Consider the following 22173-nt stretch of genomic DNA (forward strand, 5'->3'; position numbering starts at 1 on the left):
AAAAAGCCAGGAAACATGCGAAAAGAGCATGAATCTTAGCTTTCAAGTTTCAGTTATCAAGTTATTTTTGATAATATTCGCAAAATTCTCAGCATTTCTTCTTATATTAAAATTGGAAATATTCTAGATCCGAACTTATTTGTGGTGACAATCTTACCATCCTTTATTTCTGTTTGGATTGCCGTAGTGCTTTTTAAGAAACAAATCGAAGCATTTTGATCAAAACCGCACAATTGATTTTACTTTTAATAAAAAATTGCGTATTCTATAATTGAAGAAGAGATTTTTCTTGCTAAATTATCTAAATTGTTCGTGTTATTGATAGAAAGAAATGGTTAAAAATATGACAACAGACATTGAAATTGCTGATGCTGCACAAATGCAGCCAATTGCCGACATTGCTGCTAAGCTTGGTTTAAGTTCTGACGATATCGAACAATACGGTCACTACAAGGCTAAGATTAATTTGCCTGTTAAAAAAGTTGCAGGTAAGAAGCACAAATTAATTCTTGTGACTGGAATTAATCCAACTTCTGCGGGTGAAGGTAAGTCAACTGTTTTGGTAGGTTTAGGGGATGCAATGAATCAATTAGGCCACCAAACAACAATTGCCATGCGAGAACCATCAATGGGACCAGTTTTTGGAATTAAAGGTGGGGCAACTGGTGGTGGCTATAGTCAAGTTATCCCAATGGAAGACAGCAACTTGCACTTTACTGGTGATATGCACGCTTTAACTTCAGCTAATAATACTTTGGCTGCTTTAGTTGATAACTATATTATGCGCGATAATGAACTCGGTCTTGATCCACGCCGCATTATTTGGAGACGTGTTGAAGACGTTAATGACCGAGCTTTAAGAAATGTTGTTACTGGTCTCGGCGGCATTATGCAAGGTGTTCCAAGAGAAACCGGCTTTGACATTACTGCCGCTTCAGAACTCATGGCTATTCTTTGCTTAAGTAAGGACTTGCATGATTTAAAGGAACGAATCGGCCGCATTGTAGTTGGCTACACTTATGGCAAAGAGCCAGTAACAGTTGATCAATTAGGATTCACGGGTGCCATTGCACTTTTATTAAAGGATGCAATTAAACCAAACTTAGTTCAAACTTTAGACCATACTCCAGCTATTATTCATGGTGGACCTTTTGCTAATATTGCTCATGGTTGTAATTCAGTGATTGCTACTCGTGCAGCGATGGCAACTTCAGACTATACTGTTACTGAAGCCGGCTTTGGTGCTGACCTTGGTGCAGAGAAGTTCTTGGACATTAAGCGTCCAGTTTTAGGTAAAACACCAGATGCTGTTGTGATCGTTGCAACCGTTCGTGCGTTGAAACTTAATGGTGGAGTAAATGCCAAAGAATTAACTGAAGAAAATATTCCAGCATTGAAGAATGGGCTTGCTAACTTGAAGCGTCACGTTAAGAATATGCAACAATATGGTTTGCCAGTTGTCGTTGCTATTAACCACTTCACTACTGATACTGATGAAGAAATCAAGACAATTGCTGATGCTTGCAGCGAACTTGGCGTTCAAGGTATTGAAGCTGATGCCTGGGCAAAAGGCGGTCAAGGTACCCAAGAACTTGCTAAGGCAGTTGTGAAGCTTGCTGATGAAGAATCTGAATTTAAACCTTTATACAATAAAGAAGATTCAATCGAAGACAAGTTGAACGCAGTTGCAACTAAGATCTATGGCGCAAAGCGCGTTGTTTTATCAACTAAGGCTAAGAAGCAACTGAAGAGATTTGAAGAATTAGGTTGGAATGATTTACCAGTATGTATTGCTAAAACACAATACTCATTTACTGATGATCAAACTAAACTTGGTGCTCCTAATGACTTTGATTTTCATATCCGTGATTTGGTTCCAAAGCTTGGTGCAGGTTTCATTGTTGCGTTATCAGGTACAATGATGACTATGCCAGGGTTGGCTAAACATCCAGCTGCTGAAAATATGGACATTGATGATAATGGTCAAATTAGTGGCTTGTTCTAAAATGTAGGGAGATAGACTAATTAAGAAAAGGAATTCTTAATTAGTTTTTTACTTTTTTAAGTAAAAAAGGGACGCTAAAGCCCAGTTATATTCATGAAATCAGTTGACAATTACTACCTTGCTTGATATATTTTATTAGTGTCAGTTACGAATAAGTGCAAATAATCGGTTATAATTGTTCGTGTTTATACATAGGCTACAATTTAAAATAACTATGACGTTAAGAATTAACGATAAATGATCTGGAGGAAAAATTAAATGATTGATCGTTACACTCGCCCAGAAATGGCTAAAGTTTGGTCTTTAGAAAACCAATACCAAAGTTGGTTAGAAGTCGAAACTGCCGTTGATGAAGCTTGGTCAGACTTAGGTGTTATTCCTAAAGAAGATGTCGAAAAGATCAAGAAGAACGCTAAGTTTGATGTTGATGAAATTGCACGTTTGGAAAGTATAACTCACCACGATGTGATTGCCTTTACTCGTTGCGTTTCAGAAAGCTTAGGCGATGAAAAGAAATGGGTCCACTATGGTTTAACTTCAACTGATGTCGTTGATACTGCACAAGGTGTACGTTTGAAGCAAGCCAACAAGATCCTACTTGAAGATATCGATAATTTTATTGAAATTGTTGCCAATAAAGCGCGTAAATATAAGTATACTGTTGAAATGGGACGTACACACGGTGTTCACGCTGAACCAACTACTTTTGGTCTTAAGCTTGCACGTTGGTACTCAGAAATGAAGCGTAATCGTGAACGCTTCTTACATGCTGCTAAAGGCGTGGAAGCTGGTAAGATCTCTGGTGCCGTTGGTACTTTTGCTGAAGTTGATCCACAAATCGAAGAACTTGTCTGCAAAAAACTCGGCTTAAACGCTCAAGAAATTTCTACTCAAGTGTTGCCACGTGATTTGCATGCAGAATACATCGCAACTTTAGCTTTGATTGCTACTAGTTTGGAAAACTTCGCAACTGAGATTCGTAGCTTGCAAAGAACCGAAATTCACGAAGTTGAAGAACACTTTGCAAAAGGCCAAAAGGGTTCATCAGCTATGCCTCACAAGCGTAACCCAATTGGTTCAGAAAATATTACTGGTTTAGCACGTGTCTGCCGCGGACATATTCAAACTGCTTACGAAAACGTTACTTTGTGGCATGAACGTGATATTTCTCACTCAAGTGCTGAAAGAATTATTTTACCAGATACTACTAGTCTTCTTGATTACATGCTTCACCGTTTCAGCCGTATTGTAGAAAACTTGGATGTTTTCCCAGACAGAATGATTGAAGTTATGAATGAAACTCACGGCTTGATTTATTCAGGTAGAGTTTTATTGAAGCTTGTTGAGAGTGGCATGAGTCGTGAAAGTGCATATGACACCATTCAACCATTGACTGCTAAAGTTTGGGCTGAAAAGGTTGATTTCAGAAAGCTACTTGAAGAAGATCCAACTGTTCAAAAGCAACTTACTAAGGAAGATCTTGATGATGCCTTTGACTACCATTGGCATTTGAGAAATGTTGATTATGTCTTCCATAGAGTTGGTTTAGATTAAAAATATAAATATATACCTATTAGGAGCAAGCATATAAATGCTTGCTTTTTCTATGAAAAAGAAGCACCATGTCTCATAATTTTGTTATAATTAAGATCATAACTAGTCAATCAAAGGAGTAAAAATATGAGCAATAAAAAGCAAAAAATAAATAATTCAGAGATTAAATCCAGAGTAATAGATTTCAGACCGTCACAATAATTTTGATTTTAGAAAAGGAAAAATTATGTCTGAAAAATTAATTGAAACTGTTACTACCCAAGCTGATTTTCAAAGAACTTTAGCTGGAATGGGTGTTAAACCAACCGATGCAATCTTGGTTCATTCAGCAATGAGCAAGTTCTACTTCATCCCTGGTGGACCGGAAGCAATCGTCAACGCTTTAGAAAAAACTGTGAAAGATGGCACCTTGATGATGCCGTCAGAAGTATCAACTAATTCTGATCCAGCAGAGTGGATGTATCCGCCTGTTCGTGAGGATTTGATCCAAAGAATCCGTGACAACATGCCGCCTTATAATCCACAAACTACACCCTCATATATTGGTACTGTTGCAGAATACTTTAGGACTAGACCTGATGTTAAGAGAAGTGGTCATCCACAAATCCCAATTTCAATTTGGGGCAAAAATGCCAAGGAAATTGCGCAAAGACAGCCAATAGATGTTCCTTACGGTGTAGATAGTCCGCTTGATTATTTGTACCAGCATGATGGTAAGACAGTCTTTCTTGGAACTGATTACGAAACATGCACTATTTTTCACTATGCAGAATCAACTATAGGTCGTCCTACTGAAATTTGTTCAGCGCCAACAGGTGTAGATGATGGAAAAACCATTTGGACAAAGTATCAAAATATTGATATGGATTCTTACGATGATTTTAGTGAGCTTGGTGCCGCTTTTGAAAAAGCTTGTCCTGATGAATGGAAACAACAACGGCTTAATAATGGTTTGATTAAGGTTATTAATATTAGACCATTAATTGATTTTGCTAGAAAATGGTTCCAACGAAAGGATCAGGAAGTTAACAATTAGAAAATAACTTTAAAAAATAAAATAGCGATGATTATATCATAATGTGATGATAATCATCGCTATTTTCATTGAAAATTATTATTTTTCCGATAAATATTTGGTGAGAATCCAGTGTAGCGTTTAAACGCTTTAGAAAATGTGAACTCATCAGTGTATCCAACAGAATTCGAAATCTGTTGGATAGTGCTATTCTCATTCTTTATTAGTGCCTTAGCTTCTTCCATTCTCATTTTGACCAAATATTGCTGCGGTGAAAGGCTAAATCCTTCTTTAAACAAGTTATAGATATAAGTTCGTGATAGATTCAATTTCTGACACATGAACTTAATTGTGCATTCATGATCGCCGTAGTTGTCATTTAAAAATGCAACTGCTTTTTCAAGTTGCTGAGTACTCGTGTTATGTTCACGTTTTTTCTCAGCAGGGAATTCAAGATTTAGATGATAAAAAGTTTGATAAATCAAGGATTCAATTAGTAATTTGTCAGTCAAAGAATTATTATGGTGAACTGCGTCAAAGAGTTTTTCAAGACAGTTCAAAAAGTGAGTATCTTCAACATGTCTTAAATAATGCTTACTTGCTAAGATTGATCCAGATAGCATTGTCTGAATTTTGATACCAGATAGACCAATCCAGAAGTATGACCAAGGTTCTTGTTCATCAGCCTTATAAAAACAGGGGACATTTTTGGGCAAAATAAATAAATCACCCGCATGTAAGGTGACCGCGGCATGGTTGGCAGAAGCAAATACGCCTTTCCCTTTCAAAATATAGTGGATCACATATTCTTTTCGCACATTATTGCCAGTAAAGAAATGATTGGGTTCACAATTTGCTTTACCAAAAAATACAACTCTACTCTCTAAATTATTATTACTTAATTCGCGATATTCAACGCTCATTCTTTTCTCCTGGAAAAATAACCATCTTAAACATGGATATCTGTAAACTCGGTTATATCATAATTCCCATTTTAACAGTCTTTTACGCGTATCGACATGTCAATATGTTCATTAACAATAATGACAAAAAACATATTAACCATACTATGGTTTATCCTTGCTATTTATTTAATAATAAACATTGTATGAAAGCGCTTTAAGTAATAGCGAAGAGAGGGGATTCTATGAAAAAGTGGCTTAAAAAAGTAGCAGTTGTTGGTGTTTCAATTGCTGCTACGTTGACTTTGACTGCATGTGGTCAGAAAGATTCATCTGATCAAGCAGGTAAGAAAGTAACAATTGAATACTTTAATCAAAAAAAGGAAATGGCAGGAACTTTGAAAGAAATCATCAAAGATTTCGAGAAGAAGAATCCTAACATTCATGTTAAAGAAGTCGATGTTCCAAACGCTGGGACAGTTTTGAAAACAAGAATCTTGGCTGGAGATATACCAGATGTTATTAATATTTATCCACAAAATATTGACTTCCAAGAATGGGCTAAAGCTGGATATTTCGAAGATATGACGCATGCTAAATACATCAAAAATATCAAGAATAACTACGCTGATTCATTTAAGGTGAATGGTAAGATTTATAACGCTCCACTTAGTGCTAATGTTTATGGCTTCTTCTATAATGCAACTGAATTTGAAAAATTAGGCATCAAACCACCTAAGACTTGGACTGATTTTGACGCAGCTGTTAAGAAGATCAAGAAGAGCGGCAAGGCACCATTTGCAGTTGCTGGAACCGAACCGTGGACTTTAAATGGGTACCACCAATTGTCTCTTGCAACAGTAACTGGCGGTGCTAAACAAGCAAACCAATTGCTTCGTTTCTCCGCTCCGAACAGCATTAGTGTTAATAATCCATATATCAAACAAGATTTTAACCGGCTAAACTTACTTCGTGAAAATGCTCAAACAAACTGGCGTGGGGCTAGCTACAACGATGCAGTTATTTCTTTTGCAAGTGGTAAAAGTTTGATTATGCCAAACGGCTCTTGGGCACTTCCATTAATTAATCAACAAAAACCTAAGTTTAAGGTAAGAACTTTTGCTTTTCCAGCTGCAAAAGCAGGCAAGGAAATGACTGTTGGTTCTGGTGACTTAGCTTTATCAATTTCTTCTAAATCTAAGCACAAGAAGGCTGCAGAAAAATTTGTTGCTTACATGACAACTCCAGCTGCCATGCAAAAGTACTACAACGTTGATGGTAGTCCAGTTGCTGTTAAGGGTGTTAAGCAAAAGGGTGTAGATTCGCAATTAGGTGGTCTTTCAAGTTTAGCATTTACCAAGCATGATATGGTTTGGCTTGCACAAGATTGGACAAGCGAAAATGACTTCTTCAACTTGACAGCAAGTTACTTAATGACTGGAAACAAACAGCAAATGGTTAACGATATGAATACATTCTTTAACCCTATGAAAGCAGCTAATTAAGAGGTTAGAAAAATGAGAAAAGGATTTTTTGAAAAACACTGGGGCTGGTTGTTCTTAATTGTCCCATTACTTTTACAGTTAATATTCTTCTATTTTCCATTATTCCAAGGTGCGTTCTATAGTTTTACCAATTGGACAGGTTTAACTTACAACTACAAGTTCGTTGGCTTTAACAACTATAAATTGTTGATGATGGACCAAAACTTTGCTAAGTCATTAGGATTTACCGCAATTTTGACAATTTGCTTAATTGTTGGAGAAGTTGTAATCGGGATGCTTGTTGCAAGAGCTTTAAATTCTAAGATCAAAGGACAGACCTTTTTTAGAGCATGGTTCTTCTTCCCAGCTGTTTTGTCAGGATTAACGGTTGCCTTGATTTTCAAGCAAGTTTTCAATTATGGGTTGCCAGCAATTGGTAATGCATTACACATTGATTGGCTTCAAACAAGTTTGCTGGGTACTAACGTTGGTGCGATTATTGCGACTATCTTTGTTTTGCTTTGGCAAGGTGTTGCGATGCCAATCATCATTTTCTTAGCAGGGCTTCAAAGTATTCCTGATGAAATTAAGGAAGCTGCTTCAGTTGATGGGGCAAATCGCCACCAAATCTTCTGGCATATTGAATTGCCATACATGCTACCAAGTATCTCAATGGTTTTCATCTTGGCACTTAAAGCAGGACTTACCGCCTTTGACCAAATCTTTGCTTTAACTGCAGGTGGTCCTAACAACTCAACCACTTCACTGGGATTACTTGTTTACAACTACGCATTTAACAACAATTCATTTGGATATGCGAATGCAATCGCAATCGTCTTGTTCATCTTGATGGCAATTGTTTCATTCATCCAAATTAAGGTTTCTAACAAGTACGCTGTTGATTAGGAGGCAGGAAAATGAAAAAGCAAGACAAAAATAAAACATTCTGGGATTATGCCTTATTAGTCGTAGGCGGCATCTTAATTTTAATTCCACTTCTTTACACAGTTTTGAGTTCATTCAAGACCACCAAACAAATTATGGAACACTTCTTTGCTTGGCCTAATCCATGGACGACTGCCAATTTTCAAAGATTGTTCTCTGATGGGGTTGTAGGTTACTTCTGGAATTCTATTGTCATTACGGTCTTATCGATTGTTTTGGTAATGATCTTCGTTCCAATGGCTGCTTACTCAATTGCACGTAATATGTCTAAGAGAACAGCTTACAACTGGATGTACATTCTTTTGATCCTTGGGATTTTCGTACCATTCCAAGTTATTATGATTCCAATCACTGTTATGATGAGTAAAATCGGCTTGGCTAACATCTGGGGATTAATTATTCTTTACTTAACTTATGCTGTACCACAAACACTATTTTTATACGTTAGCTATATTAAGCAAAGTGTGCCGGATAGTTTAGATGAAGCTGCTGAAATTGATGGAGCAAATAAATTAACTGCTTACTTCAAAATTATTTTCCCATTACTTAAACCAATGCATGCAACTACTTTGATTATTAACGCAATGTGGTTCTGGAATGACTTTATGCTTCCATTGTTGATCTTGAACAAAGACTCTAAGATGTGGACATTGCCATTGTTCCAATACAACTACACTGGACAATATTTCAACGATTACGGTCCAAGTTTTGCATCATATGTTGTTGGTATTATCACTATCACCATTGTTTACTTAATCTTCCAGAAGAATATTATCGCTGGTATGAGCAATGGTGCTGTTAAATAGAACTTTAGGTTAAAAAATGAATGCAAAGTTAATTACTGTTGATGAAAAGAAAAAAGTTTTTCATCTTCATAATAAACAAATTTCTTATCTTTTATCCGTTGATGATGGCGGAACATTAAGTCACTTATATTTTGGCAAAAGAGTGCGTGGCTATCATGGTGAGTTGAAGTATCCACGCCTTGATCGAGGTTTTTCAGGAAACTTGCCAAATTCTAAAGATAGAACTTTTTCTCGAGACACAATCCTCAGAGAATATAGTGCAGCAGGTGAAATGGATTACCGCATGCCCGCTACTATTGTGCAGCAAGAAAATGGGTCAAATGGTTTATTCCTAACTTATAAGTCTTACCAAATTGTGGCAGGTAAACCAACTTTAAAGAACTTGCCTCACGCTTGGGTTAAGGATGATGACGAAGCTGCAACTTTGATCATTACTTTAGAAGATAAATTGACTAAATTGGAATTTGATTTACTCTACACGATTTATCGTGACTATCCAATTATTGCTAGATCGACTTTAGCCAAAAACACTGGCAAGGAAGATCTCTACCTTGAAAAAATTGCCTCGCTGGAAATTGATTTTGCGGACAAAGACTTTGAAAGCATTACACTCCCCGGTGCGCATGCCAATGAAAGACATATCCAGCGTGAAAAGATTAATCAAGGCATTCATACTTATGCTAGTCACCGCGGAACTTCCAGCCACCAAATGAATCCGTTTTTAGCTTTAGTTGATCCAGATACTAATGAAAATAGCGGCGATGCCTACGGTTTTTCTCTTGTATATTCGGGTAATCACAAATTTGAATTAGAACGTGATCAAATTAATCAACTACGTTTAAATATTGGAATTAACGATTATAACTTTAAGTGGAAATTGGAAGCGGGAGATAGTTTTCAAACTCCAGAAGTATTGATGACTTATTCAGATCATGGTTTAAATCAGATGAGTCAGGCCTTTCATGCGATTATCCATGATCGAATTATGCGCAGCAAATTTAAGGATCAGGTTCGTCCAATCTTAGTTAATAACTGGGAAGCAACATACTTTGATTTTACTGAAGAAAAACTCAAGCCAATTGTTGATAAGGCTAAGGAACTTGGGATTGAAATGTTTGTCTTGGATGATGGATGGTTCGGTCATCGCAATGATGACAATTCATCTTTAGGTGATTGGTATGTCAATAAGGAAAAATTTCCTGATGGCTTAAGACATTTTGTCGATTATGTTCATGATCAAGGATTGAAGTTTGGACTTTGGTTTGAACCAGAAATGATCTCAATTGATTCTGATTTGTATAGAGCACATCCAGATTATTTGATGAAGGTGCCGAACCGTCAGCCAAGTCCCTCACGCAATCAATACTTACTTGATTTAGGTCGTAAAGAAGTTCGCGACAATATTTTTGATCAAATTGCAAAAGTGCTAAAAGAAAATAAAATTGATTATGTAAAGTGGGATATGAATCGTCACTTATCTGATATTTATCAAAACAATTTACCAGCAGATAAGCAAGGTGAAGTTTACCACCGCTACGTTTTAGGACTTTATGATTTGAGTAATCGCTTAGTTGAAGTTTTTCCAGATATTCTTTTTGAAGGATGTTCAGGTGGTGGCGGTAGATTTGATGCAGGGATGGCTTACTACACACCACAAATTTGGACCAGTGATAACACTGATGCAATCGAAAGATTAACGATTCAATATGGTACAAGTTTAGTTTATCCGCAATCAATGATGACCTCTCACGTCTCAGTTAGTCCGAATGAACAAAACGGACGCATCACTCCATTTAATACCCGTGGAGAGGTGGCCATGTGGGGCGACTTGGGTTATGAACTTGATCTAACTAAGTTAAGCCCCAAGGAGCAAGAAGATGTTAAAAAGCAGGTTGCTGAATATAAGAAGATTAGACAGGTTACTCAGTACGGTCAGTTATATCGCTTGAAGTCACCGCTAACCAGCAATCAAGCTGCTTGGATGGTTGTTTCAAACGATCAAAAGGAGGTTATTGTCACCGTCGTAAAGGTAATGTCTAAAGCACAACCTTACTTTACTAAGACTAAGTTAGTTGGCTTAGATCCTGAAAAGGAATACGAGGACACGGCTACTAAAGAAGTTTATGGCGGCGATGAATTAATGAACTTAGGATTCTATGATCCGGTAGAACACGCTGACTTTACTTCTAAGATGTATCACTTTAAAGCAATCAAATAATTTTTAAGATGCAAGTTGAATAGCTTGCATCTTTTTAATTCTAGACGAAAAAACTGAAAATATTTAAAAGACGATGGAATCAAATGATTCTGCGTCTTTTTAAATCTATATGATTAGTCAATTCGTTGACAAATGATTTTTATTAGTTTTATAATTCGCATATCAAATAGTTAGATATTCAAACTATTTGAAAATTAAAATATAAGAGGTGAAAATTATGGGTCTTGATGTACTTGAAAAATATCAGTCTCCCCTTCAGTTAGTCGATAAAATACTCAAAAACTCAGAAAATAAAGTCACTGTCCAAAAAATGGTCAGTTCAAATGAAGAGTACTTTCAAGGCCATTTCCCTGAAAATCCACTCATGCCAGGAGTGTTACTTGTCCAAACCATGATTGAAGCTTGCCAGCTTTTATCTGAATCTCCAATTCATTTATCCAAAATGAGTAAGGTAAAGTTCAGAAAGATGGTAAAGCCGGGTGACAGCTTACTTGTCAAAGTAGAAAGAAAAGAGTCTCAAAGTTTAAAGTTTAGTGGCAAGGTAATGCTAGAAGACAAAGTGGCATGCAGTGCAGAGTTAGAGTTTCTTGAATAGTCCCTTTTAGCATATAATTTAGTTTGAGAAATATTCGAATATCAAACTAAAAGGGAAAACTATGAAAGAATTATACGCAAAAATTAACGATGCACTTTATAACACTTATTACGGTATTAATAGAATCGAAGAAGAAGAATTGAAAAAGAGTCGCTTCAAGGATTTGACTGTGAAAGAACTTCATGCAATTGATGCTATTACAATGCATGATCATTTAACGGTAACTCAGGTTGCTGACAAGTTGAATCTGTCAAAGGCGACAATTACTTCAACCGTTGATCGATTGGTAAGAAAAGGCTATGCAGAGCGAATTCGCGATGAAAAAGATCGCCGCGTTGTTCACATTGAATTGACTAAGAAGGGCCGCCTTGTTTGCCGAGCTTATCGAGCTTATCACAACATGATGGTGCGCAGTTTCTTACAGAATATGGATGACGAAGAATTGGAAACGATCTATCAAGCCTTTAGCAACTTAGAAAAGTTTGTAAATTCACACTAGATAGGATCAAATCAAGTGAAAGATGTTGAAATTACAGCGGTAAGTAAGGCGTTACCTTCCAAGGTGGTCACTAACAATGACTTAAGCCAAATCATGGATACGTCAGATGAGTGGATTAAGAAGCGGACAGGTATTTCACAAAGGCATTTTGCTGAAAAAGAGAATACTTCAGACTTAGCTAGTCGAACTGCTCAAAAATTGCTGGATCAAGTGTCGTGGAAAAGCGAAGATTTAGACTTAATTGTTGTGGCTACAATGTCTCCAGATAGTCTCACACCTGCAGTAGCTTGCAGAGTTCAAGCCCAAATTGGAGCAAAAAATGCTGTGGCATTTGATCTTTCAGCAGCGTGCTCTGGCTTCTCATACGCTTTAGAAGTTGCTCGCAGTATGATGATCGCAAGTAATTTCAACAAGGCGATGGTAATCGGAGCCGAAGTTATTTCGAAATTATTGGACTTTCGTGATCGTTCAACTGCAGTTTTGTTCGGCGATGGCAGTGGAGGCGTACTCCTCGAAAGAAGCACTGAGTCGCATTTCCTAGCATCAAAGTTGCAGACTTTTGGTGAACTAGGTAACAGGATTGTCGCTGGTGAGATGAAAGTTGCTGATGATTTTCAGAAGAATGCACACAAGTTTTCATCGTTTGAGATGGATGGACGTGAAGTTTATCATTTTGCTACTCATGAAGTTCCAGCAACTATTCTTGAAACAAGCAAGGAAGCTGGGATTGAACTTGCCGATATTGATTATTTTATTCTGCACCAAGCAAATAGCCGCATTGTGAAGCAAGTTGCCAAAAAACTAAAGCAGCCCGAAGCAAAATTTCCAATTAATATCTCCCAATATGGGAATACGGCTGCTGCTAGTGAGGCAATTTTGCTAAGTGAATGCGTTGAAGACGGCTTGATCAAGAAGGGCAACATTGTTGCTTTGTGCGGATTTGGCGGTGGGTTAACTACTGCTGTTGAAATTATTAGATTTTAGAAGAAGGAAAAACAAGATGACTAAAGAAGAAATTTTAAAAGACGTAAAAGAAATTGCTCAAGAAGAATTAGACGTTGATGTCGATACTATTACTTTAGACACTAATATCAAAGAAGACCTTGACGCAGACAGCTTGGACTTGTTTGAAATCTTGAATGAATTAGAAGACAAGTACGATTTAGAACTTGATGCTGATGAAAACACTAAGACTATCGGCGATTTAGTTGATCTTGTTAAGAGCAAAATGGACGAAAACTAATGAATTTCGGAGTTCTTTTTGCGGGGCAAGGCTCACAAAAAACGGGTATTGGTCTGGATTTCATGAGCGATCCGCTGTTTAAAGAAACAATTGAAATGGCAAGTGAGGCTAGCGGTGAGGAGATTGAAGCAATTTTCAAAAATGATGAAAATCAATTAGCTAAAACTGTTTACTTGCAGCCAGCCTTAGTTGCAATGGAAGCCGGAATCTATCGCATGCTTATGCGTGATTTGCCTGATATAAGAATCGGGGGTATGGTTGGTCTTTCACTTGGTGAATACGGTGCAATGTATGCCAGCGGCGCACTTGATTTGGCTGATACGATTAGTTTAGTTAGCGATCGGGCAGCTTACATGCAAGAAGATGCTGATAAGATCGATAATGCGATGGCAGCGTTGATTAAGCCAGATGTAGAAAAGATCGAGAGCATTTTGCAAAAAATGCAAGATGATGGTCAACGTATTTATCTTGCTAACTACAATTCGCCAAAGCAAGTGGTCATTGCTGGTGTCAAAGATGATGTTCTTGCCGCAACTGAAGAGATTAAAGATCAAGCAGCTGCTAAAAGAGCAATTATGTTAAAAGTAAACGGTGCTTTTCACACGCCACTTTTTAACAGCGCTAGAGAAAAGATGCACGAAAGACTAGCGAGTGTTGAATTTTCAGAAAGTAAAATTCCGGTCATTTCTAATACTACAGTCAAGCCATTTACTAATGATTGGGCTGAAATTATGGAAAAGCAGCTCGCTGTGCCAACGCATTTTGGCGATTGCTTGTCATATTTGATCAAGAATATGAAGATTGATGCAACGTTAGAAATTGGGCCAGGCAAGACTTTGACTAGCTTTGCTAACCAAGTTGATTCAAATTTGGAAAATTGGCGTATTGGCAGTTTGCAAGAATATCAAGAATTTATCGAGGCGAAAAATGGACTTAAAGGATAAAGTTGTCTTAATAACCGGTTCAACTCGCGGCTTAGGTAAGGCGATGGCACTAGCTTTTGCTAAGAAAAATGCCAAGTTGATCTTAAATGGTCGTAAAGAAATGCCAGTAGACTTAAAAGAAAAGCTTGATGAATTAAAGGCTGATTATCAGTATCTACCAGCAGACTTAGCTGAAGCAGATTTGAAAGATTACCTTACTCAAGCTTGGGAAGCCTATGGACACATTGATGTGCTCATCAATAATGCTGGAATCAACCGCGATAAAATGTTGATCGGCATGCGCGATGATGATTTTGACCAAGTGATTGATCTCGACTTGCGTGTACCATTTTTCATGACCAAATGGGCAATAAAAAAGATGATGAAGCAAAAGAGCGGATCAATTATTAATATGACAAGTATTGTGGGGCTGCACGGCAATGTTGGTCAAGCTAATTACGCAGCTGCTAAAGCTGGTTTAATTGGTTTTACCAAAGCTGCCGCTAAAGAAGCAGCAATTCGCGGAATTCGTGTGAACGCAATTGCTCCAGGGATGATTGATACTGATATGACGCAAGCATTGTCTGAGAAGGTGCAAAAGAATATTTTAGGGCAGATACCACTTAGCCGCTTTGGTGAAGCAACCGAAGTAGCGGAGGCTGCTATTTTTTTGGCCCAAAATGACTACATTACGGGTCAAACGATCGTTGTTGACGGTGGTATGACGATTTAGGAGGGAAGATATGCCAAGAGTTGTGATTACTGGGATGGGAGCGATTGCTCCTAACGGAAATGGTTTTGAAAATTTTGTTAATAACACATTAGCTGGCAAAGTTGGTATTAAGAAAATTTCTAAATTTGATGCAACCGACATAGGAATTACTGTTGCTGGAGAGATCGATGACTTTGACAAAGAAGCTTATGTTGGCAAAAAAGCTGCTAAAAGAATGGATCTTTATACTCAATACGGTATTCAAGTTGCTAGTGAAGCAATGGAAATGGCGGGAGTTAATGAAGAAAATACCAATCCAGAAGATCTTGGAGTGATTTTTGGCTCAGGGATTGGCGGATTAACTACTATTCAAGATCAAGTCATTAAGATGCATGATAAGGGTCCACGCCGCGTATCACCATTCTTTATTCCAATGGCAATTGCTAACATGGCTGCGGGTAACATTTCAATTCGCTTCAATGCGAAAAACATTTCCACCTCAATTGTTACAGCTTGTGCTTCTGCGACTAATTCAATTGGTGAAGCATATCGTCAAATCAAAGAAGGCCGTGCTCAAGTGATGATTGCAGGTGGTTCTGAAGCTACAGTTAACGAAACAGCAATTTCGGGTTTTGCTGCCTTAACTGCATTATCAGAAAGTACTGATCCAATGAAAGCATCACTTCCTTTTGATAAAAATCGAAACGGCTTCGTTCTAGGTGAAGGCGCAGGCGCCATGATTCTTGAAAGTTTGGAACATGCTCAACAGCGTGGGGCTAAGATTTTGGGTGAAATTGTTGGTTACGGTGCAACTAGTGATGCATACCACATTACTTCACCAGATGTTGATGGCAAAGGTGCGGCTCGCGCAATGAAAGAAGCAATCGATGAAGCTGGGATTGATCCAAGTCAAGTCGGCTACATCAACGCTCACGGTACTGCAACTAAAGCAAATGATAGCGGTGAAAGTAAAGCAATCAATCAAGTGTTTGGTAAAGGCGTTAAAGTTAGCTCAACTAAAGGGATGACTGGTCACCTCTTAGGTGCAGCTGGCGCAATTGAAGCGGTTATCACAGTTGCGGGGTTGATGAAAGATGAATTTCCAGCAAATATTGGCTGCTTTGATCAAGATCCTGAATGTCAAGTTGATTTAATTGATCAAGATCATCAGCACTTTACTACCGATTACGCGATTTCTAATTCATTCGGCTTTGGTGGACACAACGCAGTATTAGCATTTAAGAAATGGAGTCAAGAATAGTGGAATTAACAGATATTCAAAAAATAATGGATCAATTTGAAAATTCCGACATTCGTGAATTGAAAATTGATGATGGCAGTTTTCACCTTTATTTAAGTAAAAACCGATTAAACCAAACTGTAAAAAGTGAAGCTACTGCTTCAAATACGCCAGTTAAAGAAGAAATAACTGAAAAAATTCCAGTAAAGCCAGAAGAAGCTGCACCAGACGAAAACTTGGCTGAAGTTAAAGCGCCAATTGTTGGGATGGTTTATCTTCAAGCAAAACCTGGTCAAGCACCATTTGTTAAACCTGGTGACCATATTAATGCCGGCGACACTGTCTGCATTATCGAAGCAATGAAGATGCTCACTGAAGTTAAGAGCGAAGTTTCAGGTGTGGTCAGCTCAATTGAAGTTGAAAATGAAGACTTAGTTGAAGTGGATCAACCGTTGATTTTGGTGAAAGAAGATTAATGATGACGCAACTAAGCATTTCTGAAATCAAAAAAATCCTCCCACACCGCTACCCAATGCTCTTAATCGATAAAGTCGTGCAGCTTGAACCTGGGAAAAGCGCTGAAGCAATCCACAATGTTTCTGCCAATGAAATCTTCGTTCATGCAAATGAAAGAGATACTTTTCCATTGCCATTAACAGTTGAAGCACTTGCTCAAACTGGGGCAGTAGCGCTACTTAGTGAGGAAAAGTTCGCTGGAAAGACCGCATATTTTGGTGGAATTCAAAAAGCAGAGTTCTTCGGTGAAGCCCAGCCGGGTGATGAATTACATCTGACAACTGAATTGACCAAGATCAAAGGTCCAATCGGTCTTGGCATTGGTGAAGCTAAGGCTGGAGAAAAAGTAATTGCGAAAGTTGAATTAACATTCATGATTGGTTAGGTGATCTCATGTTTAAGAAAGTTTTAGTCGCAAACCGTGGCGAAATCGCAGTACGTATTATTCGTTCATTAAAAGAAATGGGCATCAAAACAGTAGCGATCTATTCAACAGCTGAGCGAGATAGCTTGCACGTGCAGCTAGCTGATGAAGCAGTCTGCGTTGGTGGAGCTACCGCAACTAGTTCATATTTAAATGTTAAAAATATTCTGGCTGCCGCGATTGGGACTGGGGCTGAAGCAATTCACCCCGGCTATGGCTTTTTGTCAGAAAGTGCCGAATTTGCCAAGATGTGCAACGAATGTGGACTTACTTTTATCGGGCCAAAAGCTGAAACCATTGATCAAATGGGTAACAAAGAACATGCTCGTCAAATTATGATTAAGAACCACGTCCCAGTTACGCCAGGTAGTAAAGACTTTATCCATTCTGCAGAAGAAGCTAAAGAAATCGCTGAAAAAATCGGTTATCCAATTTTGCTTAAGGCTGCGGCTGGTGGCGGCGGGAAAGGGATTCGCCAAGTCTTTAAGCCAGAAGAAATGGAAGCGGCACTTTCAGCTGCTCAAAGCGAGGCAAAAACTGATTTTGGTGATGATCGTATGTACCTTGAAAAAGTCATGCAAAACGTTAAGCACATTGAAGTGCAGATTTTCAGAGATCAATTTGGCAACTGTGTTTATTTCCCTGAAAGAGATTGTTCTCTGCAAAGAAATAAGCAAAAGGTGATTGAAGAAAGTCCCTGCGATTTAATTACGGATGAAGAGCGCAAAAAACTTGGTAAAATCGCGGTTCAAGCTGCAAACGTTGTGGGCTACTTAAATACTGGAACCATCGAATTTTTGATGGATCAAGATCATAACTTTTATTTTATGGAAATGAACACCAGGATTCAGGTTGAACACACTGTAACTGAAATGGTTACGGATGTTGATTTAGTTAAAGCCCAGATTCAAGTGGCTGCAGGTGAGAAACTGCCTTTTGCTCAAGAAGATTTGAAACCGCGCGGCTATGCAATCGAATGCCGGATCAATGCAGAAGATGCGGAAAATAACTTCATGCCATCTGTTGGTAATATCGATTATCTATACTTGCCTGTTGGAAATCCTGGAATGAGAATCGACACTGCTTTGTATCAAGGTGAAAAGATTTCTCCGTTCTATGATTCAATGCTCGCTAAACTTGTGGCTTTTGGCAAAACTAGAGATGAAGCAATTTGCAAAATGAGGAGGTTGCTTCAAGAAATGGTGATCCGTGGAATTACGACTAATCAAGAGTTCCACCTTGCTATTTTGGAAGATCCAGTCTTTTTGACCAGTGAATTCACTAATACTTATCTTGAAAAAGAATTCTTGCCTGCATGGAAGAAAGAGGTATCCGATGAAGCTATATCCGCATAAGAATACCCCAAGTCAGATTCAGATTAAGGCCAATAAAAAGGCGGATGATCTGGTTCCAAATGGTTTGATCAAAAAATGTCCAAAGTGTTCTGCAGAAATTTTTTCTGAGCAGATGGATGAGTACTGTACTTGCCCCAATTGTCATTATGGTTTTCGGATTTCTGCTAAAAAGCGGCTGAAGTGGCTAGTTGATGAGTTTGAAGAAATGGATAGCGACATTGCGCCATCTGATCCGCTGAATTTCCCTAATTATCAAGTGAAGATTGATAAGGCAAAAAAACTTAGCGGGTTAAATGAATCAGTCTTGACTGGTATTGCTAAGATTGCTGATCATCAATTCGCTTTAGCAATTATGGACCCAACTTTCATCATGGGTTCTTTAGGTCAGATGACAGGTGAAAAGTTGACTCGCTTATTTGAGAAAGCAACAATTGAGAAATTACCAGTTGTTTTGTTTGCAGCATCAGGTGGTGCTCGGATGCAAGAAGGAATTTTATCCTTAATGCAAATGGCAAAAGTTTCGAATGCAGTGGCAAGACACAGCCAAGCTGGTTTACTTTACATCGTTGTTTTGACAGATCCAACTACTGGAGGAGTGACCGCCAGTTTTGCCAGCCAGGCTGATATTACTTTAGCTGAACCGCATGCGATTATTGGCTTTGCCGGCAGACGCGTGACTGAGCAGACGATTCATGAAGAACTTGAGCCTGATTTTCAAGATAGTGAAAATGTTCTGAAACATGGATTTATTGATCATATTGTGACAAGACAAGATGAAAAGAAGACACTTGCTTATCTATTAGAGTTTGGTGGTGAAAAGGATGAATAGATCTGCCTACAAAGTTGTTCAATTAGCGCGAAGCGAGGACCATATCTCAGGTCACGAAATTCGTAAGAATTTATTTACAAACTTCTTTGAACTCCATGGTGATTATTTGCATGGTGATGATCCTGCAATCGTTGGTGGAATCGCTGAATTTCATGGTGAGCCAGTAATGGTGATCACCACTAGCCGTGGACACTCGATTGAAGAAAGAATGCAGAAGCACTTTGGTCAACCAACTCCAAGTGGTTATCGTAAGGCGCTACGTTTAATCAAATTAGCTGAGAAGTTTCATCGTCCAGTTTTACTCTTCGTCGATACCTCTGGTGCCTATCCTGGTAAAAGCGCTGAGGAAAACGGACAAGGGCAGGCAATTGCTCAAAATTTACTTCAGATTAGTCAAATTAATACGCCAATTATCACTATTATGTACGGTGAGGGCGGTTCTGGCGGTGCATTAGCACTAGCTTGCGGCGATGAAGTTTGGATGATGGAAAATAGTATTTATTCAGTTTTATCACCAGAAGGCTTCGCTTCAATTCTTTGGAAAGATGCAAGTAAAAAAGAAGACGCGGCTGAAGTGATGCAGCTGCGTCCAGAAGATTTATTAGCTAAAGAAGTAATCGAAGGAATCATTGATGAGCCGAATGATCATGCTGTAGTTTTTCAAAATATTGATCAAATGTTGCAAAGAGAAGTGGCAAAATTGCAGAAACTGAACGGTGAAGAATTACTTCAAAGACGTTATGAAAGATTTAGAAAGTTTTAGGTCGAAGTATGAGTGGATTTTTAGATAATAAAAAAATTTTGGTAATGGGGGTCGCAAATAATCGCTCAATTGCCTGGGGATGTGCCCAAGCAATGGCCAAGCAAGGCGCAGAAATTATTTATACCTACCAAAATGAACGTCTTAAGAAATTTATTAGTAAGTTAGTTGATGATGAAGATCACTTGATCGAATGTGATGTAACTAGTGATGAAAGTATCGACAAGGCATTTAGCGAGGTTGAACAGCGTTTTGGCAAGATTGACGGAATCATTCACGCAATTGCTTTTGCTAAAAAAGAAGAACTCAGTGGTTCAATCTTAAACTCAACTAGAGCGGGTTTTGCACAAGCATTAGATGTCTCATCATATTCACTCCTTGCAGTTGCTAAAGCGGGTGCTAAAATTTTGAACGATCCTGCTTCAATCGTTACTTTGACCTACATGGGATCTGAGCGCGCTCTTCCAAGCTACAACACAATGGGAATCGCTAAAGCTGCTCTTGAATCCGCAGTTCGTTATTTAGCAAGGGATCTGGGACTAGAAGGCATTCGTGTTAATGCGATTTCTGCTGGTGCGATGAAGACTTCGGCCGTCTCAGGGATTGCTGGCCACGCTGATTTACTTAAAGTTTCTAAGAGTGAAACTGTTGACGGTATAAATGTAACTCAAGAAGAAGTGGGTAATGTCTGTGCCTTTTTGATGAGTGATCTGGCATCTGGTGTTACTGGAGATGTGATTTTTGTAGATAAAGGTGTTCATTTAAGATAAATGCAAGTTTTCAAATTTAAGCAAGTCGATTCAACTCAAATTTTAGCAAAAAAATATTTAGAAAATAATCAGAAGATTGCGGCATTCATTACTGAATCACAGACAAGTGGCTATGGTAAGCAAGGCCGCAATTTTTATTCACCTAAGACAGGTATCTATTTTTCAGTTGCCTATCCTAAGTTTGTTCCAAATCGTGAAAAAATAAGTCTACTCACGCTAAGAATTGCAACTGAAGTTGTGGAGTGTCTTCAAGTTTTTTTCCCGGATAAAGAGTTCAAACTAAAATGGGTTAATGACATCTATTTAGATGGGAAAAAAGTAGCTGGTGTTTTAACAGAATTGTCTAAAGATGGTCTAGTTGTTGGCGTTGGTATTAATGTTCAGACTCGTTTTTTCCCTGAAGAAATTCGAAAGAAAGCTGGTGGAATTACGAGTGATCATTTCGATAAAGAAAAGTTGACTAATGAGCTTTTAAAATCTGTAGAGATTGGTGTTAAGCAATATTCTGATGATAGTTTTTTGAAGAAATATCGGCAATTGTCGAACGTGATTGGTAAAAATGTTGTACTTGAAATCGGAAAAAGAAAGATTACTGGGTTGGTAGATGGGATTGATAACTTAGGGCGATTGGTGATAATGAGTGATGGGAAAGAAACGGCCTATTCTAGCGGAGAAATTAGTAAAGTTAACGTTGATTGGACAAAATAAAAGACACATCATACGATGTGCCTTGCCGGATAGTATTCAACGATAATGTTGACTTTTAAACATTTTATTGAACCCGAAAATGAGTTAATTAAATGAGCTTATGCATCTTTCTTGTCGCCGGCAAAACAAGATGATTTTACTATAATGCATAAAACCAGGGAATTAAGATTGTTTTGACGGGAAATAAAGCGACTAATAAGTTATGAAAGAGCTTCTAGCTTGAAATCTGAATAAAGATGCTGACATTTTTGGAAAAACATGAGGAACAATGATTTTTGTAATTACTTCATCATATTGTGTAGTAAATGACAAATCAATTCAACGTAAAACAAACTTTGAACTGATTTAAAGATGAAGTTAGTTGATTTTAAGAAGTGAACTGAATCACTGTAGTTTGGGAAAATCAGCATAAATACCCAAACTAAACCTCATATAGTTGTCAGTTCGGTACTTTTTTAAGAATAAGTAATGGGGTTTTATTCTATATAAGTATCTGTTTTCAGGAAAAAGCATTAACTTTTGCTATCCAAGTTAAGAGTATATCAAAGTGTATTAATTTAGCTACGAACTTGCTCTTAAAATGCACTGTTTATGGTAATCTTATACTAAAGGTCTGAAACTTGAAAGCTAAGAATCACGCTCTTTCCGCGTGGCTCTTGGCTTTTTCTTT

22 protein-coding genes and 1 pseudogene are annotated in these 22173 nt (G+C 38.0%); 22 read left to right on the plus strand and 1 reads right to left on the minus strand.

Going from position 1 to position 22173, the window contains the following annotated elements; genetic code table 11:
• Nucleotides 1–54: 54 nt before the first annotated feature.
• From FC46_RS10495 to FC46_RS08045, 4 genes and pseudogenes are all read left to right on the plus strand, one after another.
• Nucleotides 55–219 (plus strand): annotated as a pseudogene (locus FC46_RS10495) (SA1002 family membrane protein); the annotation flags it as partial.
• Between the two features lie 124 nt (nt 220–343).
• Nucleotides 344–2005 (plus strand): formate--tetrahydrofolate ligase, encoded by a 1662-nt coding sequence (locus FC46_RS08035; RefSeq protein WP_057799590.1) that lies wholly within the window; start codon nt 344–346, stop codon nt 2003–2005.
• A 258-nt stretch (nt 2006–2263) separates the two neighbouring features.
• Nucleotides 2264–3559 (plus strand): adenylosuccinate lyase, encoded by a 1296-nt coding sequence (gene purB, locus FC46_RS08040; protein ID WP_057799593.1) that lies wholly within the window; start codon nt 2264–2266, stop codon nt 3557–3559.
• A gap of 226 nt (nt 3560–3785) precedes the next feature.
• Nucleotides 3786–4595, plus strand: coding sequence for an AAC(3) family N-acetyltransferase (locus tag FC46_RS08045; RefSeq protein ID WP_057799595.1), 810 nt, complete (start codon nt 3786–3788; stop codon nt 4593–4595).
• A gap of 65 nt (nt 4596–4660) precedes the next feature.
• Here FC46_RS08045 and FC46_RS08050 read toward each other — a convergent pair whose 3' ends face one another.
• Nucleotides 4661–5497: an AraC family transcriptional regulator gene (locus FC46_RS08050; RefSeq protein ID WP_057799597.1), complete on the minus strand. Its 837-nt coding sequence runs from the start codon at nt 5495–5497 to the stop codon at nt 4661–4663.
• A 224-nt stretch (nt 5498–5721) separates the two neighbouring features.
• Here FC46_RS08050 and FC46_RS08055 point away from each other — a divergent pair, with 224 nt between their 5' ends.
• From FC46_RS08055 to FC46_RS08140, 18 genes are all read left to right on the plus strand, one after another.
• Nucleotides 5722–6981: an extracellular solute-binding protein gene (locus tag FC46_RS08055; RefSeq protein WP_057799599.1), complete on the plus strand. Its 1260-nt coding sequence runs from the start codon at nt 5722–5724 to the stop codon at nt 6979–6981.
• Between the two features lie 12 nt (nt 6982–6993).
• Nucleotides 6994–7866, plus strand: a complete 873-nt coding sequence (locus tag FC46_RS08060; RefSeq protein ID WP_057799601.1) for a carbohydrate ABC transporter permease — start codon at nt 6994–6996, stop codon at nt 7864–7866.
• Between the two features lie 11 nt (nt 7867–7877).
• Entirely contained in the window at nt 7878–8711 is an 834-nt protein-coding gene (locus FC46_RS08065) for a carbohydrate ABC transporter permease (RefSeq protein WP_057799603.1), read from the plus strand.
• 16 nt (nt 8712–8727) lie between these two features.
• Complete coding sequence (locus FC46_RS08070; protein ID WP_057799605.1) at nt 8728–10929, plus strand: alpha-galactosidase; 2202 nt, start codon at nt 8728–8730, stop codon at nt 10927–10929.
• Between the two features lie 217 nt (nt 10930–11146).
• Nucleotides 11147–11524, plus strand: coding sequence for a 3-hydroxyacyl-ACP dehydratase FabZ family protein (locus FC46_RS08075; protein WP_057799607.1), 378 nt, complete (start codon nt 11147–11149; stop codon nt 11522–11524).
• 61 nt (nt 11525–11585) lie between these two features.
• The gene (locus tag FC46_RS08080) at nt 11586–12023 is read left to right on the plus strand and encodes a MarR family winged helix-turn-helix transcriptional regulator (RefSeq protein ID WP_057799609.1); all 438 of its coding nucleotides are present in this window, start codon (nt 11586–11588) and stop codon (nt 12021–12023) included.
• A 15-nt stretch (nt 12024–12038) separates the two neighbouring features.
• Nucleotides 12039–13007, plus strand: coding sequence for a beta-ketoacyl-ACP synthase III (locus tag FC46_RS08085; RefSeq protein WP_057799611.1), 969 nt, complete (start codon nt 12039–12041; stop codon nt 13005–13007).
• Nucleotides 13008–13023: 16 nt separating this feature from the next.
• A complete protein-coding gene (locus FC46_RS08090; RefSeq protein WP_057799613.1) occupies nt 13024–13266 on the plus strand; it encodes an acyl carrier protein in 243 nt (80 codons plus the stop codon).
• Nucleotides 13266–14210: an ACP S-malonyltransferase gene (locus tag FC46_RS08095; protein WP_057799615.1), complete on the plus strand. Its 945-nt coding sequence runs from the start codon at nt 13266–13268 to the stop codon at nt 14208–14210. Before FC46_RS08090 ends, FC46_RS08095 begins: the two co-directional genes overlap by 1 nt.
• Nucleotides 14194–14922, plus strand: a complete 729-nt coding sequence (fabG, locus tag FC46_RS08100; RefSeq protein WP_057799617.1) for a 3-oxoacyl-ACP reductase FabG — start codon at nt 14194–14196, stop codon at nt 14920–14922. The genes FC46_RS08095 and fabG overlap by 17 nt, the downstream gene beginning before the upstream one ends.
• 10 nt (nt 14923–14932) lie before the next feature.
• On the plus strand, nt 14933–16162 hold the full coding sequence (fabF, locus tag FC46_RS08105; protein WP_057799618.1) for a beta-ketoacyl-ACP synthase II: 1230 nt from the start codon (nt 14933–14935) through the stop codon (nt 16160–16162).
• A complete protein-coding gene (gene accB / locus FC46_RS08110) occupies nt 16162–16617 on the plus strand; it encodes an acetyl-CoA carboxylase biotin carboxyl carrier protein (protein WP_057799620.1) in 456 nt (151 codons plus the stop codon). The genes fabF and accB overlap by 1 nt, the downstream gene beginning before the upstream one ends.
• A gap of 2 nt (nt 16618–16619) precedes the next feature.
• Nucleotides 16620–17042 (plus strand): 3-hydroxyacyl-ACP dehydratase FabZ, encoded by a 423-nt coding sequence (gene fabZ, locus FC46_RS08115; protein WP_157046813.1) that lies wholly within the window; start codon nt 16620–16622, stop codon nt 17040–17042.
• A gap of 8 nt (nt 17043–17050) precedes the next feature.
• Nucleotides 17051–18436 (plus strand): acetyl-CoA carboxylase biotin carboxylase subunit, encoded by a 1386-nt coding sequence (gene accC, locus FC46_RS08120; protein ID WP_057799624.1) that lies wholly within the window; start codon nt 17051–17053, stop codon nt 18434–18436.
• Nucleotides 18417–19265 carry an acetyl-CoA carboxylase carboxyltransferase subunit beta gene (locus tag FC46_RS08125; RefSeq protein WP_057799626.1) on the plus strand — a complete coding sequence of 283 codons (849 nt, stop codon included), beginning with the start codon at nt 18417–18419 and terminating at the stop codon, nt 19263–19265. The genes accC and FC46_RS08125 overlap by 20 nt, the downstream gene beginning before the upstream one ends.
• Nucleotides 19258–20028, plus strand: a complete 771-nt coding sequence (accA, locus tag FC46_RS08130; RefSeq protein WP_057799628.1) for a carboxyltransferase subunit alpha — start codon at nt 19258–19260, stop codon at nt 20026–20028. The genes FC46_RS08125 and accA overlap by 8 nt, the downstream gene beginning before the upstream one ends.
• Nucleotides 20029–20036: 8 nt before the next feature.
• Nucleotides 20037–20795, plus strand: coding sequence for an enoyl-ACP reductase FabI (gene fabI / locus FC46_RS08135; RefSeq protein ID WP_057799630.1), 759 nt, complete (start codon nt 20037–20039; stop codon nt 20793–20795).
• Nucleotides 20796–21503 carry a biotin--[acetyl-CoA-carboxylase] ligase gene (locus FC46_RS08140; RefSeq protein ID WP_057799632.1) on the plus strand — a complete coding sequence of 236 codons (708 nt, stop codon included), beginning with the start codon at nt 20796–20798 and terminating at the stop codon, nt 21501–21503.
• Nucleotides 21504–22173 lie beyond the last annotated feature (670 nt).

Origin of the sequence: Lactobacillus kalixensis DSM 16043, assembly GCF_001434335.1 — a bacterium.
In the GTDB taxonomy this organism is placed as follows: Bacteria; Bacillota; Bacilli; order Lactobacillales; family Lactobacillaceae; genus Lactobacillus; species Lactobacillus kalixensis.